The 16,570-nt window shown below is 73.1% G+C and carries 14 protein-coding genes; 8 read left to right on the top strand and 6 right to left on the bottom strand.

The window, feature by feature from the left end:
• Nucleotides 1-203 precede the first annotated feature (203 nt).
• The 6 genes from M8C11_RS17195 to M8C11_RS17170 all read left to right on the top strand — a co-directional run bounded on the left by M8C11_RS17195 (nt 204) and on the right by M8C11_RS17170 (nt 6,097).
• Nucleotides 204-1,268 (top strand): alpha/beta fold hydrolase, encoded by a 1,065-nt coding sequence (locus tag M8C11_RS17195; RefSeq protein WP_252450546.1) that lies wholly within the window; start codon nt 204-206, stop codon nt 1,266-1,268.
• Between the two features lie 123 nt (nt 1,269-1,391).
• Nucleotides 1,392-3,182: a 3-hydroxyacyl-CoA dehydrogenase family protein gene (locus M8C11_RS17190; protein ID WP_252450544.1), complete on the top strand. Its 1,791-nt coding sequence runs from the start codon at nt 1,392-1,394 to the stop codon at nt 3,180-3,182.
• A 41-nt stretch (nt 3,183-3,223) separates the two neighbouring features.
• Nucleotides 3,224-3,718: a SigE family RNA polymerase sigma factor gene (locus M8C11_RS17185; RefSeq protein WP_252450542.1), complete on the top strand. Its 495-nt coding sequence runs from the start codon at nt 3,224-3,226 to the stop codon at nt 3,716-3,718.
• The gene (locus M8C11_RS17180) at nt 3,715-4,788 is read left to right on the top strand and encodes a hypothetical protein (protein WP_252450540.1); all 1,074 of its coding nucleotides are present in this window, start codon (nt 3,715-3,717) and stop codon (nt 4,786-4,788) included. Before M8C11_RS17185 ends, M8C11_RS17180 begins: the two co-directional genes overlap by 4 nt.
• 99 nt (nt 4,789-4,887) lie before the next feature.
• Nucleotides 4,888-5,220: a hypothetical protein gene (locus M8C11_RS17175; protein ID WP_121683582.1), complete on the top strand. Its 333-nt coding sequence runs from the start codon at nt 4,888-4,890 to the stop codon at nt 5,218-5,220.
• Between the two features lie 67 nt (nt 5,221-5,287).
• Nucleotides 5,288-6,097, top strand: coding sequence for an alpha/beta hydrolase (locus M8C11_RS17170; RefSeq protein WP_252450538.1), 810 nt, complete (start codon nt 5,288-5,290; stop codon nt 6,095-6,097).
• A gap of 4 nt (nt 6,098-6,101) precedes the next feature.
• On the opposite strand, the gene M8C11_RS17165 is transcribed toward M8C11_RS17170, so the two are convergent.
• From M8C11_RS17165 to mce, 5 genes are all read right to left on the bottom strand, one after another.
• A complete protein-coding gene (locus M8C11_RS17165; RefSeq protein ID WP_252450536.1) occupies nt 6,102-7,352 on the bottom strand; it encodes an AI-2E family transporter in 1,251 nt (416 codons plus the stop codon).
• Between the two features lie 297 nt (nt 7,353-7,649).
• On the bottom strand, nt 7,650-9,707 hold the full coding sequence (locus M8C11_RS17160; protein WP_252450534.1) for a hypothetical protein: 2,058 nt from the start codon (nt 9,705-9,707) through the stop codon (nt 7,650-7,652).
• Nucleotides 9,708-9,878: 171 nt separating this feature from the next.
• Entirely contained in the window at nt 9,879-11,129 is a 1,251-nt protein-coding gene (locus M8C11_RS17155) for a DivIVA domain-containing protein (protein WP_047894792.1), read from the bottom strand.
• A gap of 264 nt (nt 11,130-11,393) precedes the next feature.
• Entirely contained in the window at nt 11,394-12,749 is a 1,356-nt protein-coding gene (gene ccrA / locus M8C11_RS17150; RefSeq protein ID WP_252450616.1) for a crotonyl-CoA carboxylase/reductase, read from the bottom strand.
• Nucleotides 12,750-13,029: 280 nt separating this feature from the next.
• Nucleotides 13,030-13,494 (bottom strand): methylmalonyl-CoA epimerase, encoded by a 465-nt coding sequence (gene mce / locus M8C11_RS17145; RefSeq protein WP_120573410.1) that lies wholly within the window; start codon nt 13,492-13,494, stop codon nt 13,030-13,032.
• Between the two features lie 61 nt (nt 13,495-13,555).
• Between mce and M8C11_RS17140 the strand changes: the two genes are divergently transcribed.
• Both M8C11_RS17140 and meaB read left to right on the top strand, forming a co-directional pair.
• Nucleotides 13,556-14,749, top strand: coding sequence for an acetyl-CoA C-acetyltransferase (locus M8C11_RS17140; protein ID WP_120573447.1), 1,194 nt, complete (start codon nt 13,556-13,558; stop codon nt 14,747-14,749).
• Nucleotides 14,750-14,761: 12 nt separating this feature from the next.
• A complete protein-coding gene (gene meaB, locus M8C11_RS17135) occupies nt 14,762-15,763 on the top strand; it encodes a methylmalonyl Co-A mutase-associated GTPase MeaB (RefSeq protein ID WP_374668498.1) in 1,002 nt (333 codons plus the stop codon).
• Nucleotides 15,764-15,796: 33 nt separating this feature from the next.
• On the opposite strand, the gene M8C11_RS17130 is transcribed toward meaB, so the two are convergent.
• Nucleotides 15,797-16,441, bottom strand: a complete 645-nt coding sequence (locus tag M8C11_RS17130; protein WP_252450532.1) for a TetR/AcrR family transcriptional regulator — start codon at nt 16,439-16,441, stop codon at nt 15,797-15,799.
• Nucleotides 16,442-16,570: the final 129 nt, after the last annotated feature.

The raw sequence follows: 16,570 nt of genomic DNA, 5'->3' as shown, positions 1-16,570 counted from the left end.
GGTCCGCCGACGCCACCCGACCCGGCGACAACACCCCCCGGATCATCCGAACGACAGGGGCAGGAAGTCATACCGGGCCGGGCGACCGAGGAGTCCCCGGCTGGGGACGATCAAAAAGGTAACGGGGGTGCCCATGTTTGGGGTGGGCGGTGTGGGGGTGGGGGACATGGTGCGGGGGTGGGGGCGCGTGTCAGCATGCGCGGATGCGCAGCGCACGGCTCACGGTCCAGGCCAACGGCATCACCCAGGCGGTCCGCGTGGCCGGCCCACCGGACGGCGTGCCGGTGCTGCTGGTGCACGGCAACGTCTCCTCCTCCGCGTTCTGGGAACCGCTGCTGGCCCGGCTGCCCGACACGCTCCGCGTGGTCGCGCCCGACCTGCGCGGCTACGGCGAGACCGACACCGCGCCGGTCGACGCCACCCGAGGACTGGACGACTTCGCCGACGACGTGGCCGCGCTGCTGGACGCCCCGGGACTGTTCCGGCCCGGCGCGCGGCCGGTGGTGGCCGGGCACTCGCTGGGCGGTGGGGTGGCGATGCGGCTGCTCGTCGACCACCCGGAGCGGGTGGCCGGGCTGCTGCTGGAGGCACCGGTGTCCCCGTACGGCTTCGGCGGCACCCGGGACCTCGACGGCACCCCGACCACGCCCGACTTCGCCGGCACCGGCGCCGGTGGCGCGAACCCGGACTTCGTGGCCCGGCTCGCCGCCGGCGACCGGAGCGCGGACGGCCCGACCAGCCCGCGTGCGGTGCTGCGTGCCGCGTACGTGGCCGACCCGGCGTCCCTGGGCGACGACGAGGCCCTGCTGCTGGAGAGCATGCTGACCACCGCCACCGGCGACGACAACTATCCGGGCACCGCTGTCGCCTCGCCGCACTGGCCGGGGACCGCCGCCGGGCCGCGCGGCGTGCTCAACGCGCTGGCCCCGGCCCACTTCCGGCTCGCCGACGAGCTGGTCGCCGCGCCGGTCAAGCCGCCGGTGACCTGGGTACGCGGCGACGCCGACGTGATCGTCTCGGACACCTCGCTGTTCGACCTGGCGTACCTCGGTCAGCTCGGTGTGGTGCCCGGCTGGCCCGGCCCGCAGGAGTGCCCGCCGCAGCCGATGGTGGGGCAGACCCGCGCGGTGCTGGACCGGTACGCGGCGGCCGGCGGGACCTACCGGGAGGTGGTGCTGCCCGGCTGTGGGCACAGCCCGCACCTGGAGCGGCCGGCGGAGTTCGTCGCCGAGCTGCTGGCGCTGGTGGGGGAGAACGCCACCGGGTGAGGCGCGGTGCGTGAAATATCCCACGGCGTCTCGACAACACAGCGTGACGTGGCAGACTCCGGCGCATAACCTTAGCGGCCGTTCATGTCGCGAACGGCGGAGTCGAGCCAGGGGAGGCCGGTCGTGGCGCGGGAGTTCACCAGGGTGGGCGTGGTGGGTCTGGGCACCATGGGTGCCGGCATCGTCGAGGTGTTCGCCCGCAACGGCGTCGACGTCACAGCCGTCGAGATCTCCGACGGGGCGCTGGAGCGCGGCCGGGCCACGCTCACCGGCTCCACGGACCGGGCCGTCGCCAAGGGCAAGCTCGCCGAGGCCGAGCGGGACGCCCTGCTGGCCCGGGTCGACTTCCGGGTCGGCCTGGACGCGCTGCACGACGTGGACCTGGTGATCGAGGCGGTGCCCGAGCACCTGGACCTCAAGCAGCGGATCTTCGCCGAGCTGGACCGGGTCTGCAAGCCCGAGGCGATCCTCGCCACCAACACGTCCTCGCTGAGCGTCACCGAGATCTCCGTCGCCACCACCCGGCCGAACCAGGTCATCGGCATCCACTTCTTCAACCCGGCCCCGGTGATGAAGCTGGTCGAGGTGGTCCGCACGGTGGTCACCTCGGCCGACGTGGTCGCCGACGTGGAGGCGCTCTGCGAGCGGCTCGGCAAGGTCGACGTGACGATCAGCGACCGGGCCGGCTTCATCGCCAACGCGCTGCTGTTCGGCTACCTGAACCACGCGGTCGGCATGTTCGAGGCCCGCTACGCCACCCGCGAGGACATCGACGCCGCCATGAAGCTCGGCTGCGGCCTGCCGATGGGCCCGCTCGCGCTGATGGATTTGATCGGCCTGGACACCGCGTACGAGATCCTCGACACGATGTACCGGCGCGGCGGCCGGGACCGCCGGCACGCCCCGGCCCCGCTGCTCAAGCAGATGGTCACCGCCGGTCTGCTGGGCCGGAAGTCCGGTCGCGGCTTCTACACCTACGAGCGGCCGGGCTCGCCGAAGGTCGTACCCGACGCGTACACGCCGCTCGCCGTGGACGCCGCGCTCGCCGACGGCGCCCGCGCCATCGCGAAGGTCGGCGTGGTCGGCTCCGGGACCATGGCCACCGGCATCATCGAGGTGTTCGCCAAGGCCGGGTACGAGGTCGTCTCGGTGACCCGGGGCGCGGAGAAGTCCGCGAAGGTCTGCGAGGCGGTCAAGACCTCGCTGAACAAGGGCGTGGTGCGGGGCAAGCTCAGCGAGACCGACCGGGACGCCGCGCTCGGCCGGATCACCTGGTCCGCGACGCTGGAGCACCTGGCCGACGTCGACCTGGTGGTCGAGGCCGTGATCGAGGAGTTGAGCGTCAAGAAGGCGCTGTTCGCCAGCCTCGACGAGATCTGCAAGCCGGGCGTCGTGCTCGCCACCACCACCTCGTCGCTGCCGGTGATCGACGTGGCGATGGCGACCCAGCGCCCCGCCGACGTGGTCGGCCTGCACTTCTTCAACCCGGCGCCGATCATGCCGCTGGTGGAGATCGTGCAGACCATCCGCACCTCCGCCGAGACGTCGGCCACCGCCCGCGCGGTCTGCGCGAAGCTGGGCAAGACCGGCGTGGTCTGCGGCGACCGGTCCGGGTTCATCGTCAACGCGCTGCTGTTCCCGTACCTGAACGACGCGGTGAAGATGCTGGAGGCCAGCTACTCGACCGCCGACGACATCGACTACGCCATGAAGCTCGGCTGCGGCTACCCGATGGGCCCGTTCGAGCTGCTCGACGTGGTCGGCCTGGACGTCTCGCTGGCCATCCAGCGGGAGCTGTACCTGGAGCTGCGCGAGCCCGGCTTCGCCCCGGCGCCGCTGCTGGAGCACCTGGTCACGGCCGGCTACCTGGGCCGCAAGTCCGGCCGCGGGTTCCGCGACCACACCCGCCGCTGACCGCTGTCAACAGCCGGGCCCGGTGACGGCGTCTTCGAGGTGTGACCTTCGAGGAGTACGTCGGCAGCCGCGGCCCGGCTCTGTTGCGCCTGGCCCGGCTGCTGACCGGGGACGCGCACCGGGCCGAGGACCTGACGCAGGACGTGCTGGCGCGCGCGTACGTGCACTGGCGGAGGATCGCCCGCGCCGACCGGCCCGACGTGTACGTGCGCCGGATGCTCGTCAACGCGAACACGTCCTGGTGGCGGCGCCGGTCCAGCCGCGAGCTGGCGGTGGACACGTTCGCCGAGCGGCCCCAACGCGGCGATCTCGGCGGCGAGGCGGCGGACCGGGACGAGATGTGGCGGCTGATCCGCGCCCTCCCGGACCGCCAGCGCGCCGTGCTGGTGCTGCGCTACTACGAGGACCTGGACGACGCCACGATCGCCCATATCCTCGACTGCTCCCCGGTCACCGTCCGCACCCACGCGATGCGGGCGCTCGCCCACCTCCGGGAGCGCTGCGGCGTCCCGATGACCAAGGGGAGCCGGCCGTGACCGACCTCGACGAACGGATCGCCTCGGTGCTGCGGGAGCGCGCCGAGGGGGAGACAGACACCGGACGCCTGCTGCGCCGCTCCCGCGCGCTCGGCCGGCGCCGTCGGGTACGCCGCCGGGTCACCGCCGGCACCGCGCTCGCCCTGGTCGGTGTGCTCGGCTTCACCGGCGCGATACGCGCGGACGTGGGCGGGCTGGCCGGGCGGATGCCCTGGACGGCCGCGACGCCGGCGACGGCGCCGCCCCCGGTGCCGCCGCTCGCCGACGGGGTGCCCGCCGCGCGCGACCGCCCCGACCTGGTCGGCACCGATCCGCAGGTGCTGCACCTGGGCGTCGACACCACCCGGGCCCGCTATCTGGGCTGGTCCGTCCACAGCTCCAACCGGGTCGAGTCGATCCGGTTCAGCGACGGTGACGGACACCCGATCCTGCTCGAGGTGAGCCCGGTGGCGAAGACCCTCGACGACACGCCGATCGACGGCTTCCCGATGCAGGCCGCCAGCGGCCGGCTGACCTTCGACGGTGGGGTGCTGCGCGTCGCCGGCACGGACGGTCTGGTCAAGTCGTGGCAGCCCTTTCCCGGCCTCTACGCCCGGGCCGCCACGCTTCGCGGTGACGTGACCGCCCTGGACCGGGTCGCCGGCCTGGTGCGCTGGGACGAAGCCCGGCGATGCACGGGGCCGGTGCGGCTGACCACGCTGCCGGCCAACGCGGTGGTGACGGGATGCGCGGTGGACGTGGCCGCCTTCCCGAAGGGCGTCACGGCTCAGCTCACTGTCATCCGGGAGCCCTCCTCGACCATGTGGATGCGGCTGGTCTACGGGGCGGAGATGGGGGAGGACACGGGTCGCCGCAGCAACCGCGACCTGGGCGGTCGTCCGGGCTTCCTCTATCCGGACGGCACCCGGCTGGAACTGCTCGGCCTGCCCAAGGGGCGGTTGACAGTCGACTTCGCCTTCCCGGGCGACCGACCCGCGGGCCAGGTGGACTTCACCGAGACCGACGCGGCGACAGTGCTCGTCGGGACAAAGGTGGCGAGAGACCTCACCCGTCCGCAGACCTGGCCCTGATCGGCCACCACGAGCAGATCTTGGTACGGAACGGCCCCGGGAAGGGCGCATCCGTACCAAGATCGCCCGGGCCGGTCCAGCCGGCGGACCGTACGCTTGGTGACCGTGAGCCCTCGTCGCAACCGCCCCCGCCGGGACGACATCGCCGCCGTGGACGCCGAGCGTGCCCGCCACGGCGTGCCGACCGTGCAGCAGTGGCGCGACGGCGACTGGCAGATACGCGCGATCAGCGGTGGCGCATCAGTCAAGACGTACCGCTGTCCCGGCTGTGACCAGGAGATCCGGCCGGGCGTGGCGCACCTGGTGGCCTGGCCGGCCGACGACCGGGGTGACCTGACCGACCGCCGGCACTGGCACTCCGGCTGCTGGCGGGCCCGGGACCGGCGCGGACCGAACCTCCAGCGCGGCCGGGGCGCCCCGCGCTACGGCTGAGCGATCTGGATCACCCGGTTCGCGTCCCGCTGGGCGGCGGGGCCGCCGACGCGGGAGACTGGCAGGCGTGAGCACTCCGATTCGCGCGTCGTCGATCCTGCCCGGCCGCCGGGAGGACATCGAGCTGCACACGGCCGACGGGCTGACGCTCGTCGGCGAGCTGGCCCGGCCGCTGGACCGCGAACCGGCCGCCACGCTGGTCTGCCTGCATCCGCTGCCGACCCACGGCGGGATGATGGACAGCCACGTGTTCCGCAAGGCGGCCTGGCGGCTGCCCGCCCTGGCCGGCCTCGCCGTGCTCCGGTTCAACACGCGGGGCACCACCAGCGTCCGCGGCACCAGCGAGGGCACGTTCGACGGCGCGGTCGGTGAGAAGTTCGACGTGGCCGCCGCGATCGAGTACGCCGAGTTCCACGAGCTGCCGAACATCTGGCTGGTCGGCTGGTCGTTCGGCACCGACCTGGCGCTGAAGTACGGCTGCGACCCGGCGGTGGCCGGCGCGATCCTGCTCTCCCCGCCGCTGCGCTACTCCGCGCCGGAGGACCTGGCGGTCTGGGCCGAGACGGGCAAGCCGCTGACCGCCCTGGTGCCCGAGTTCGACGACTACCTGCGCCCGGAGGAGGCCCGGGAACGGTTCGCCGCCGTGCCGCAGGCCGAGGTGGTGGGCGTGGACGGCGCCAAGCACCTCTGGGTCGGCGACGCGGAGAAGGTGCTGGACGAGGTCGTCCGGCGGGTCGCCCCCGGCGTACCGCTTCCGCTGCCGACGACCTGGGACGGCCCGATGGAGACCGGCGACGCCAGCGCGTACGCCGACCGCACGGTCGCCGCCTTCGCGGACACCCCGGTGCCCGGCCCGGCCCAGCGGCGCGCCGAGTAACGGCTCAGCGGGCGTCCTGGCGGGGCAGCACCACCTCGCGCAGGATCAGCTGCAACGCGGCGACGGTCGGGATCGCGATGAGCGCGCCCACCACGCCCAGCAGCGCCACCCCGAGCAGCGCGGCGAGCAACGCGGCCACCTCGTTGACCGACACCGCCCGGCGCATGATCTTCGGATAGATCAGGTAGTTCTCCACCTGCTGGTAGAGCACGAAGAACACCAGGCAGGCGATGCCCACCGGCAGGTCCGTGGCGAGCCCGACGAGCGTCACCACCACCGCGCCCAGCGTCGCGCCGATCTGCGGGATCAGGTCGGTCACCGCGACCACCACGGCGAGCGCGAACGGGTACGGCAGGCCGACCGCCAGCGCGAACACGAACGTGGTCACCCCGGCCAGCACCGCGATGGCGAGCGCGCCGACCATGTACGCGCCGACCCGGGTCAGGATCTCGTCGCCGATCAGCCGGACCCGCTGCCGGCGCGAGCGCGGCACCAGCGCGTACCCGAGTTCGCGCAGCTTGTCGAAGTACGCCAGGAAGTAGATCGTCAGCACCAGCACGGTGAGCAGCCGGAAGATCGTCCCGAAGACCAGTTGCGCGCCGCCGAGCACGCCGCCGAGCGCCCGCCCGATCGTGTCCGCGTTCGCCGCCGCCTGGACCCGCTCCATCACGTCGTACCGGATGACGAGGTCGTTGACAGTGGGATTGCGGCGCAGCTCCTCGACGTAGCCGGGTAGCTGCTGGATGAACTGGCCGGACTGGGTCACCACCGGCGGCACCAGCGCCAGCAGACCGGCGACGATCAGCAGCAGCACGGTGAGCGTCACCACCGCCACGGCCAGGCCGCGCGGCACGCCCCACTTGTGCAGCCGGACCACCGCCGGGTGCAGGCCGACCGCGAGGAACAGCGCGATCACCATGAGCACCAGGATGCCCGCGGCGTTGCGGATGCCCAGGAACAGCGCGTACGCCAGCAGCACGCCGAGCGCGCCGGTGAACCCGACCAGGAAGGCGCTGCGCCGCAGCGGCCGCCCCGGTACGCCGAAGCGCCCGCTCGGCTCGAACTCACCCGGCTCGACGTCGACGGGCCGCTCGCTGCTGGTGCCGGTGCCGGTCCTCACTTGCTCCGCGGCACGCGCGGTCTCACCCGCGGTGCCAGCGGTGTCGCTTGCGGGCTTCGCGTCGCCGGTGGGGAAGCCGGAGGTGTTCACGTCCGCGGCCTCGTCGTCCCGGGCGGCGGAACCCTCCTGTGACACCCGTGCCTCCCCGCTGCCCGGCTCGCCCGCCGGTGACGTCCACGGCCGACGCGCGGCCCTCTGCCCGCAGGGTAGTCGCCGCCGTCCGCCCCGACCATCCCACACCACTTCCCGGCGGGCCGTCCCGGCGGGCCGCCCTGGCGCGGGTCGCCCGCCAGTTCGGGGAGGTGGCGTGGTCCGGGTGGGGTGGGATGCCGCCACGTCGCCGACGTGGCGCTGGGCCCGCCGGTTCGGGGAAGTGGTGGGGTCCGGGTGGGGCGGATGCCACCACCTCCCCGATCCGGCGCGGCGGGTGGATCAGTCCTTGTCGACGCTGACCGTGCTGGGCTTGGCGCTGCGCTCGTCGGTGGTCGGCTTGGTCGGGCGCTTGCCGTTCTCGCCGGTGCTGGTGATCTTCGTCGGGGTGGCGCCCCGGCCACCCTCGCCCGGTACGGCGGCCACAGTGGGCTCCCCGTCGACGCCCGCGCCGGCGGGGGAGTCCATCGTGGTCACCGGCTCACCGACCGGCTTCGCCTTGCCCGCCTCGGCCGGCTCGCCGTCGCCCTTCGCCGGGCCGGTGCCGGTAGGGGCGGCCGTGGCGGCGCCCTTCGCGGCCACCGGCGCGCCACTGCCGACCGGAGCGTCGGCGGGCTCGCCGCCGTCGTCGCCGGCACGGCCGGAGGCCGCGGTGGCGAGGTCGTCCGGGTCGACCGGGGTGGCCGCGATCCCGGCCGAGTCGGCGTCGCGCCGCAGATCGGCGAGCCGTCGTTGCAGGTCGTCGGACTCCTGCCGCGACTTCCACGTCTCGGTACGCAGGTCGGCCAGCTCCTGCTGGGCCTTGGCGATCTCCAGCATCACCCCGGCGAGCTGCTGCCGGCCGGCGGCCACCTCCTGCTGGGTCGAGGCCAGGTGCTGCTGGGTGGTGGCGAGGTGCTGCTGGGTCGTGGCCGCGTACTCCTCGAACTGGCGGCGCGAGGCCGCCACGTGCTCGTCGGCCTTGCGGCGCTGCGCGGTGGCGTCCGCCTCGGCGCGGCGCAGCAGCTCCGCGGCCTCCAGCTCGGCCTGCTGCCGCATGCTCAGCGCGTCGGCCTCGGCCGCCTCCCGGACGCCGGCGGCGGTGCGCTCGATCTCGTCGCGCCGCGTGGTGTACGCCTGCTCCAGCTCCTCCTGCCGCTTGGCGTGCTGCTTGTCCAGCTCGTCGCGGCGCTTGGCGAACTCCTGCTCGGCGGCGGCCCGGCGCTGGGCCAGCTCCTTCTCCGCGCTGTCCCGCCGCTCGGCGACCTCCTTCTCCACCCCCGCCCGCCAGGCGCCCAGCTCCTGCTGGGTCTGCGCGCGGGACTGCTGCACGTACGCCTCGGTCTCGGTGCGCATGCGCTGCACGTACGCCTCGACCTCGGCGCGGTTGCGCTTGCCGGCCTCGGCGGCCTCGGTGGTGAGCCGGTTGGCCTCGGTGCGGGCCCGGCCGCGGGTGGCCTTGGCGGCCTCCTCCGCGTCGTCCACGATCTTCTTGGCCTCGGCCAGCGCCTTGGCGTGCGTGGCCCGGCCGGCCTCGGCGGCGGCGTCGGTGAGCCGCTTGGCCTCCTGCTGGCCCTTGGCGTGCACCTCCTTGGCCGCCTCGCGGAGCTGGCTCGCCTCCTGCTGGGCCTTCGCCAGCGCCTCCTTGGCCGCCTCGCGCAGCCGCGCGGCCTCCTGCTGGGCCCGGGCGTGGATCTCCTTGGCCGTGTCGCGGAGCTGGGTGGCCTCCTGCTGGGCCTTCGCCAGCGCGTCCTGGGCGGTCCGGCGCAGCTTCTCGGCCTCGTCCTGGGCGGCCGTCCGCAGCTTCGTCGACTCGTCCTGCGCGGCCTTGCGCAGCTGCGCCGACTCGTCCTTGGCGGCCTTGAGCGTGGCCTCGGCCTCGGCCTTGCGGGCGGCGGTGTGCCGCTCCTCCTCGGCCCGGCGGGCGGCCAGCGCGATCTCGAAGTCCTTGAGCGCCTGGCCGGCCTGCTCCCGGGCCTCCTCGACGATGTGCTCGGCGGCGGCGCGGCGGGCCTCGATCTCCTCGTTGGCGGCGCCGAGGATCTCGTCGGCCTGCTCCTCGGCCATGGTGAGGATCTGCTCGACGCGCGGACCCAGGTGCCGGAACGACGCCCGGTCCACCACCGCCGCCTGCTTGCGCACCTGGGCCAGGTCGCGCTGGAGCACCTCGACCTGACCGGCCAGCTTGTGGATCTGGGTGTACGCCTGTTCCCGCTCGGTGGTCAACGCCGCGATCTCGTGCTCCGCGCGAGCGACGTAGCGGTCGACCTGCCGTTTCTCGTATCCGCGCAGGGCGGACTCGAAGCTGGGCTCCGTCGTCACGTCCCCGCCGAGCGCGAACAGTTCCTCGCCGTGCGACATGCCCCCATCCTCACACGCATCCGGCTCTGCTGGGGCGATACGGACGCCCCTTCTGGGAGCTACTTCACCCTCCTGGCGAAACGGGCCGCACAAGCATGACGGCGCGGGGCGACACCGGTCACCCGGCGTCACCCCGCGCCGTGGCTCATGCCCCCGACAGCGGGTGTTCGATCAGCCGGCCGACTCCGCCGACACCTTCTGGCCGGAGGCGTCCGCCTTCGGCGCCTCGGCCTTGCCGCCGGCCGGCACGCCCGGCACGATGCCGGCCAGGCCGGACAGCATCTGCCCGAGCTGCGAGGTGACCGCGTCCTTCTGGCGGGTCAGGTCCTCGACCTCGCGGCGGGCCGCCTGCGTGGTCAGCTCGGCCTCGGTACGGGCCTCGTTGAGCACCCGCTGCGCCTCGGCGCGCGCCTCGTTGAGCGTCTTGTCGGCCAGCGCCTTGGCCTTGTCGACGGTCTCGTTGGCGGTGCGCTCGGACTCGACCCGGCGGGCCTCGGCCCGCTGCTCGATCTCCTTGGCCCGCTCCTGCGCGGCACGGGCCCGCTGCTCGGCCTCGTTCACCAGCTTCTGGGTCTGCGCGACCTGGGCGGCGTGCCGCTCCGACTCCTCGCGCTCGGCCTTCTCGCGCCGCTCGGCGAGCTGGAGCTCCAGGGCCTGGAGGTCCTTGTCGCGCTTGTCGCGCGCGTCGGTGAGCAGCTTGGTCGCCTCGGCCCGCTTCTCCTCGGCCTCCCGGGCGGCCTTCGCCCGCTGCTGGGTGATCTCCCGCTCGGCGGTGGCGCGCAGCGTGGCGACCTCGCGCTCGACGGTCGACTTCAGCTCGGCCACCTCGTGCGCGGTGACCGTACGCAGCTGCTTGGTCTCGCGGTCGGCGTCGGCGCGCAGCGTGTCGGCCTCGCGGCGGGCCTGCACGCGGACCTCGGCGGCCTCGCGCTCGGCGGCGGTACGGACGCTGCCGGCCTCGCGCTCGGCGGTCGCCTTCATGGCGGCGGCCTCGGCACGTGCCTTGTCGGTGATCTCGCGCGCCTCGAGGCGGGCGGCGGAGAGGATGCCCTCCGACTCGCGCTTGGCCTCGTTGCGGTGGTCGTTGGCCTGCTCCTCGGCCAGCCGCAGGATCTGCTCGACGCGAGTGCCCAGGCCCGACAGGGTCGGCCGGCTGTTCTCCTCGAGCTGCTTGTTGGTCTCGGTGAGCTTCTGCTCCAGCGCGCTCTGGCGCTGCTCGGCCTGCCGCAGGCGGCGCTGAGCGTCGTTCATCCGCTGCTCGGCCTCGGCGCGGGCCTGCTCGGACTGGCTCAGGGCGGCGCTGAGGCGGCCGATGAAGTCGTCGACCTGGTTGGTGTTGTAACCACGCAGGCCAACGGTGAAATCGGGCTGTGAGTTCGCGTTATCGAAGAACGCAAGAGGGGAGGACTGCTGCTGGGGCATTGGGACATACTGGCAGACGCCCCAGGGTGGTTCGCAAGAGCGGTGGGCACCTTTCGCGTCCTGTTTACATGGTCAACTCCGCCGTCCGGTGAGACCCGGACCAATTGGCGATCTTGGCAGCTCCCGGGCGGGTGGGGCGGGTCGGGCTTCTGCGGGGAAGGCGGCGCGAAAAGGGCCGCGGGTCGGCACCCGCGGCCCTTTGTGCGTACGCCGGTCGAATGGCGCCCCGGTCGGCCGGAAAGGCAATCCGGGGCGACCGTACGGTCAGTGACCGCGGAACCGGTTGATGGCGCTTTCGTGGCGCGAACGCATCTCGATGTCCCGGACGCCGAGCCCGTCGGCGGGGGCGAGGCACCGCACGCCGACCTTGCCCTGGTGCGCGTTGCGGTGCACCTCGTACGCGGCCTGGCCGGTCTGCTCCAGCGCGTACGTCTTCGACACGGTCGGGTGCACCTTGCCGAGCGCGACCAGCCGGTTGGCCTGCCACGCCTCGTGGTAGTTGGCGAAGTGGCTGCCGACGATCCGCTTGAGGTGCATCCACAGGTAGCGGTTGTCGTACTGGTGGTTGAAGCCGCTGGTGGAGGCGCAGGTGACGATCGTGCCGCCCTTCTTGGCGACGTAGACGCTGGCGCCGAACGTCTCCCGGCCCGGGTGCTCGAAGACGATGTCCGGGTCCTCGCCGCCGGTCAGCTCGCGGATGCGCTCACCGAAGCGGCGCCACTCGTCCTGGTCCTGGGTCTGCTCGTCGGACCAGAACTTGAACCCCTCGGCCGTGCGGTCGATGACCAGCTCGGCGCCCATCTTGCGGCACAGCTCGGCCTTCTCCGGCGAGGAGACCACGCAGACCGGGATCGCGCCGCCGTTGAGCGCCATCTGGGTGGCGTAGCCGCCGAGGCCCCCGGAGGCGCCCCAGATCAGCACCACGTCGCCCTGCTTCATGTTCGCGCCGTGGTGCGAGACGAGCTGCCGGTACGCGGTGGAGTTGACCAGCCCGGGGCTGGCGGCCTCCTCCCAGCTCAGGTGGCGCGGCTTCGGCATCAGCTGGTTGGCCTTCACGATCGCCAGCTCGGCCAGGCCGCCGAAGTTGGTCTCGAAGCCCCAGATCCGCTGCTGCGGGTCGAGCATCGTGTCGTCGTGACCGGCGGAGTCCTCCAGCTCGACCGACAGGCAGTGCGCGACCACCTCGTCGCCGGCCTTCCACTTGGTCACGCCCGGCCCGGTGCGCAGCACGACGCCCGCGGCGTCCGAACCGACCACGTGGTACGGCAGGTCGTGGCGGCGGGTCAGCTCGGAGAGCCGGCCGTAGCGCTGGAGGAACTTGAAGGTGGGCAGCGGCTCGAAGATGCTCGTCCACACCGTGTTGTAGTTGATCGCGCTGGCCATCACCGCGACAAGCGCCTCACCCGGGCCCAGCTCGGGGGTGGGGACCTCCTGCACGTGCAGCGCCTTGCGCGGGTCCTTGTCGCGGGTGGCCATGCCCTCGAACATGCGGGTGTCCTCGGCACGCACCACCACGCCCCGGTAGCTCTCCGGCACGGGCAGGGCGGCGAGGCCGGCGAGCTCCCGCTCCGGCTGCGACGAACCCTCCGCCGCCATGATCGCTTCGAGGATGTCCTGCACGGTGACCTCCCGTTTGTCCACACCCGCACGACGCGGGCAGGGGTGCTGCCATCGTCGGCGCCGGTGCGACGGGACCGCCATGTCGGCAATCGACACATTCGGCACCGGTCGCCGCTGCTGTTCGGGCGGACGTTACTGAACGGTAGCTAAAGCGGGAACCCCTCTGTGAAAAACTGCATCCACCGATGCGTGGAGCTGTCCGTGGGAACGCGCAAGCGCGCACCGCCGCGCGCGTTCCCACATGCCGGGAGGGGGCCGCGGCCGACCCCCTCCCCGCACGTCAGGCCGGCTGGACCAGCTCGATCAGCACGCCGCCGGCGTCCTTCGGGTGCACGAAGTTGACCCGGGAGTTCGACGTGCCGCGCCGGGGCGCGTCGTAGAGCAGCCGTACGCCGCGCTCGCGCAGCGCCGCGCAGGCCACGTCGATGTCCGCCACCGTGTACGCGACCTGCTGGATGCCCGGACCGCGCTTGTCCAGGAACTTGCCGATCGTGGTGTCCGGCGAGAGCGGGGCGAGCAGCTGCACCATGCCGCCGGAGGCGTCCGGCCCGACCGCCAGCATCGCCTCGCGTACGCCCTGCTCGTCGTTGGTCTCGGTGTGCACGCAGCGCATCCCGAACGTGCGCTGGTAGAAGTCGATCGCGGCGTCCAGGTCGGCCACGGCGATCCCGACGTGGTCGATGCGGCGCAGGCCGATGTCTGTGACAAACTCGGCAGCGGGCTCGACGGGGGAGTTCTCAGCCATGACGCTAGTCTGACCGAACAATCGTTAAGGCGTACAGGTCGGCACCCCTCGGAGGCAGGCAATGGCTTCGGTGATCGTCAGCGGCGCGCGGACCCCCATGGGGCGCCTGCTGGGCAACCTCAAGGACCTCCCCGCGACCAGGCTCGGTGGCATCGCGATCAAGGCGGCCCTGGAGCGCGCCGGCGTCGCGCCCGAGCAGGTCCAGTACGTGATCATGGGCCAGGTGCTCCAGGCCGGCGCCGGGCAGATCCCGGCCCGGCAGGCGGCCGTCGAGGCCGGCATCCCGATGTCCACCCCGGCGCTGACCATCAACAAGGTCTGCCTCTCCGGGCTGGACGCGATCGCGCTCGCCGACCAGCTCATCCGGGCCGGTGAGTTCGACGTCGTGGTGGCCGGCGGCATGGAGTCCATGACCAACGCCCCGCACCTGCTGCTCGGGCAGCGCTCCGGCTACAAGTACGGCGACGTGACGGTCAAGGACCACATGGCCCTCGACGGCCTCACCGACGCCTGGGACTGCTGCTCGATGGGCGAGTCCACCGAGCGGCACGGCGCGAAGCACGGCATCACCCGCGAGGAGCAGGACGCGTTCTCCGCGGCCAGCCACCAGCGTGCCGCCGCCGCGCAGAAGAACGGCCACTTCGGCGACGAGATCACCCCGGTGGTCATCCCGCAGCGCAAGGGCGACCCGCTGGTGATCAGCGAGGACGAGGGCATCCGCCCGGACACCACCGCCGAGTCGCTCGGCAAGCTGCGCCCCGCCTTCACCAAGGACGGCACCATCACCGCCGGCAGTTCCTCGCCGATCTCCGACGGCGCGGCCGCCGTGGTCGTGATGAGCAAGGCCAAGGCCAAGGAGCTGGGCCTGACCTGGCTGGCCGAGATCGGCGCCCACGGCAACGTGGCCGGCCCGGACAACTCCCTGCACTCGCAGCCGTCCAACGCGATCAACCACGCCCTGAAGAAGGGCGGCCTGAGCATCGAGGACCTCGACCTCATCGAGATCAACGAGGCGTTCGCGGCGGTGGGTATCCAGTCCACCCGTGACCTCGGCATCAGCCCCGACAAGGTCAACGTCAACGGCGGCGCGATCGCGCTCGGCCACCCGATCGGCATGTCCGGCGCCCGCCTCGTACTCACGCTCGCGATGGAGCTGAAGCGGCGCGGCGGCGGCACCGGCGCGGCGGCGCTCTGCGGCGGTGGCGGCCAGGGCGACGCGCTGATCATCCACGTGCCGAACGGCGCCGAGAGCTGATTGCTGATACCTGTGAACGATGCACAGAACGCCCCGGCGGCGGCCTCCGGGCCGGTGCGCCGCAGCCGGGACGTACCCATGCTGGTGGAACGGGCCCGCGCGGGTGACCCCCGCGCGGTGGCCCGGCTGATCACGCTGGTCGAGTCCGGCGACGAGGTGCTGCCGCAGGTCGCGGCGGCCCTCGCGCCGTACGCCGGGCACGCCCAGGTGGTCGGCCTGACCGGTTCGCCCGGCGTGGGCAAGTCCACCACCACGAACGAGCTGGTACGCGCGCTGCGGGCGCGCGGGCACCGGGTCGGCGTGCTGGCCATCGACCCGTCCAGCCCGTTCACCGGCGGCGCGATCCTCGGTGACCGGGTCCGGATGCAGGACCACGCGACCGACCCGGGCGTCTACATCCGCTCGATGTCCAGCCGGGGCCACCTGGGCGGGCTCTCCGCGGCGACGCCGCAGGCGGTGCGCGTGCTGGAGGGCGCCGGGTGCGACGTGGTGCTCGTCGAGACCGTCGGCGTCGGGCAGGCCGAGGTGGAGGTGGCCTCGCTGGCCGACACCACGCTGGTGCTGCTCGCGCCGGGCATGGGCGACGCGATCCAGGCGGTCAAGGCCGGCATCCTGGAGATCGCCGACGTCTTCGTGGTCAACAAGGCCGACCGGGACGGCGCGGACGCCACCGTCCGTGACATCCAGGGCATGATCGCGCTCGGCGAGCGCGGGCCGGGGGAGTGGCGCCCGCAGGTGGTCCGCTCGATCGCCGCCCGCGGCGAGGGCATCGACGACATCGCCGCCGCGATCGACAAGCACCGTGACTGGCTGGAGCGCCACGGCGAGCTGCGCCGTCGCCGGGAGGCGCGGGCCGCCGCCGAGATCGAGGCGATCGCGCTGGGCGCGCTGCGCGCCCGGATCGGCTCACTGCGCGACGGTACGCAGCTCCCGACGCTCGCGGCCAAGGTGGCCGAGGGCGCCATCGACCCGTACGCGGCGGCGGAGGAACTGATCTCCCAGCTCGGCTCCTGAGGCGCGGCCGGCCGGGTCGTCCCGGCCGGCCTCTCAGAGTTCCGCGTCGGTGAGCGGGTTGGCGGTTCCGGCCCGGCTGACCGGGGCCGACAGCATGCCGGCGATGGCGTCGGCGAGGAAGTCCCCGACGTCCAGCCAGCGCGGGTCCTGCCCGTCCTGTTCGGCGCGGGCCTCGACCTCGGCGGTGGCGGTCATGACGATGCGGGCGATCAGGGCCGCCCGGCCGGCCACCACCCCCGGATCGAGGTGCGCCAGGCGGGACGCCAGTGAGGCGCGGACCGGCAGGTCGACGAAGGCCGACTCGAACGCCTCGCGCATCAGCACCCGCAGCGTCGGGTCGTGCAGTGCCTGGACGAGGAAGCGGGCCCGCCAGCTCGGCCGGGGCAGGCTCGCGAGCACCGCCATGGACGGCTGCACGAGGCTGCGTACGTCGCCGAGGACCGAGTCGGGCTGCTCGGGCATCGCCCGGCGGGGTTCGGCGAGGGCGTCCATGTGCCGGCCGATCAGGGCCCGCAGCAGGCCCTCCCGGCCGCCGAAGTAGTAGCGCACCGCGGAGTGGTTGGTGTTGCCCGCGACCTCGGCCACCCGGCGGTCGGAGACCTGGGCGATCCCCTCCTCGGCGAACAGGCGTTCGGCCGCGTCGAGCAGCGCGACGCGGGCTGCCTCCGACCGTGCCATGACCGCACCTCTCCTCGTGGACCGCGCGACTGTGGCGCAGGCCAAACCTAGTCGTTTCGTGGTCCGGCGCCGGCGTCACCTACACTGCGTAAGTCAGTTGACTTACATTCTGGCCGCCGACGCGGCCGC

Source organism: Micromonospora sp. CPM1 (assembly GCF_023896895.1).
Classification (GTDB): Bacteria; Actinomycetota; Actinomycetes; order Mycobacteriales; family Micromonosporaceae; genus Micromonospora; species Micromonospora tulbaghiae.
This window is presented reverse-complemented; position numbering and strand designations above follow the sequence as displayed.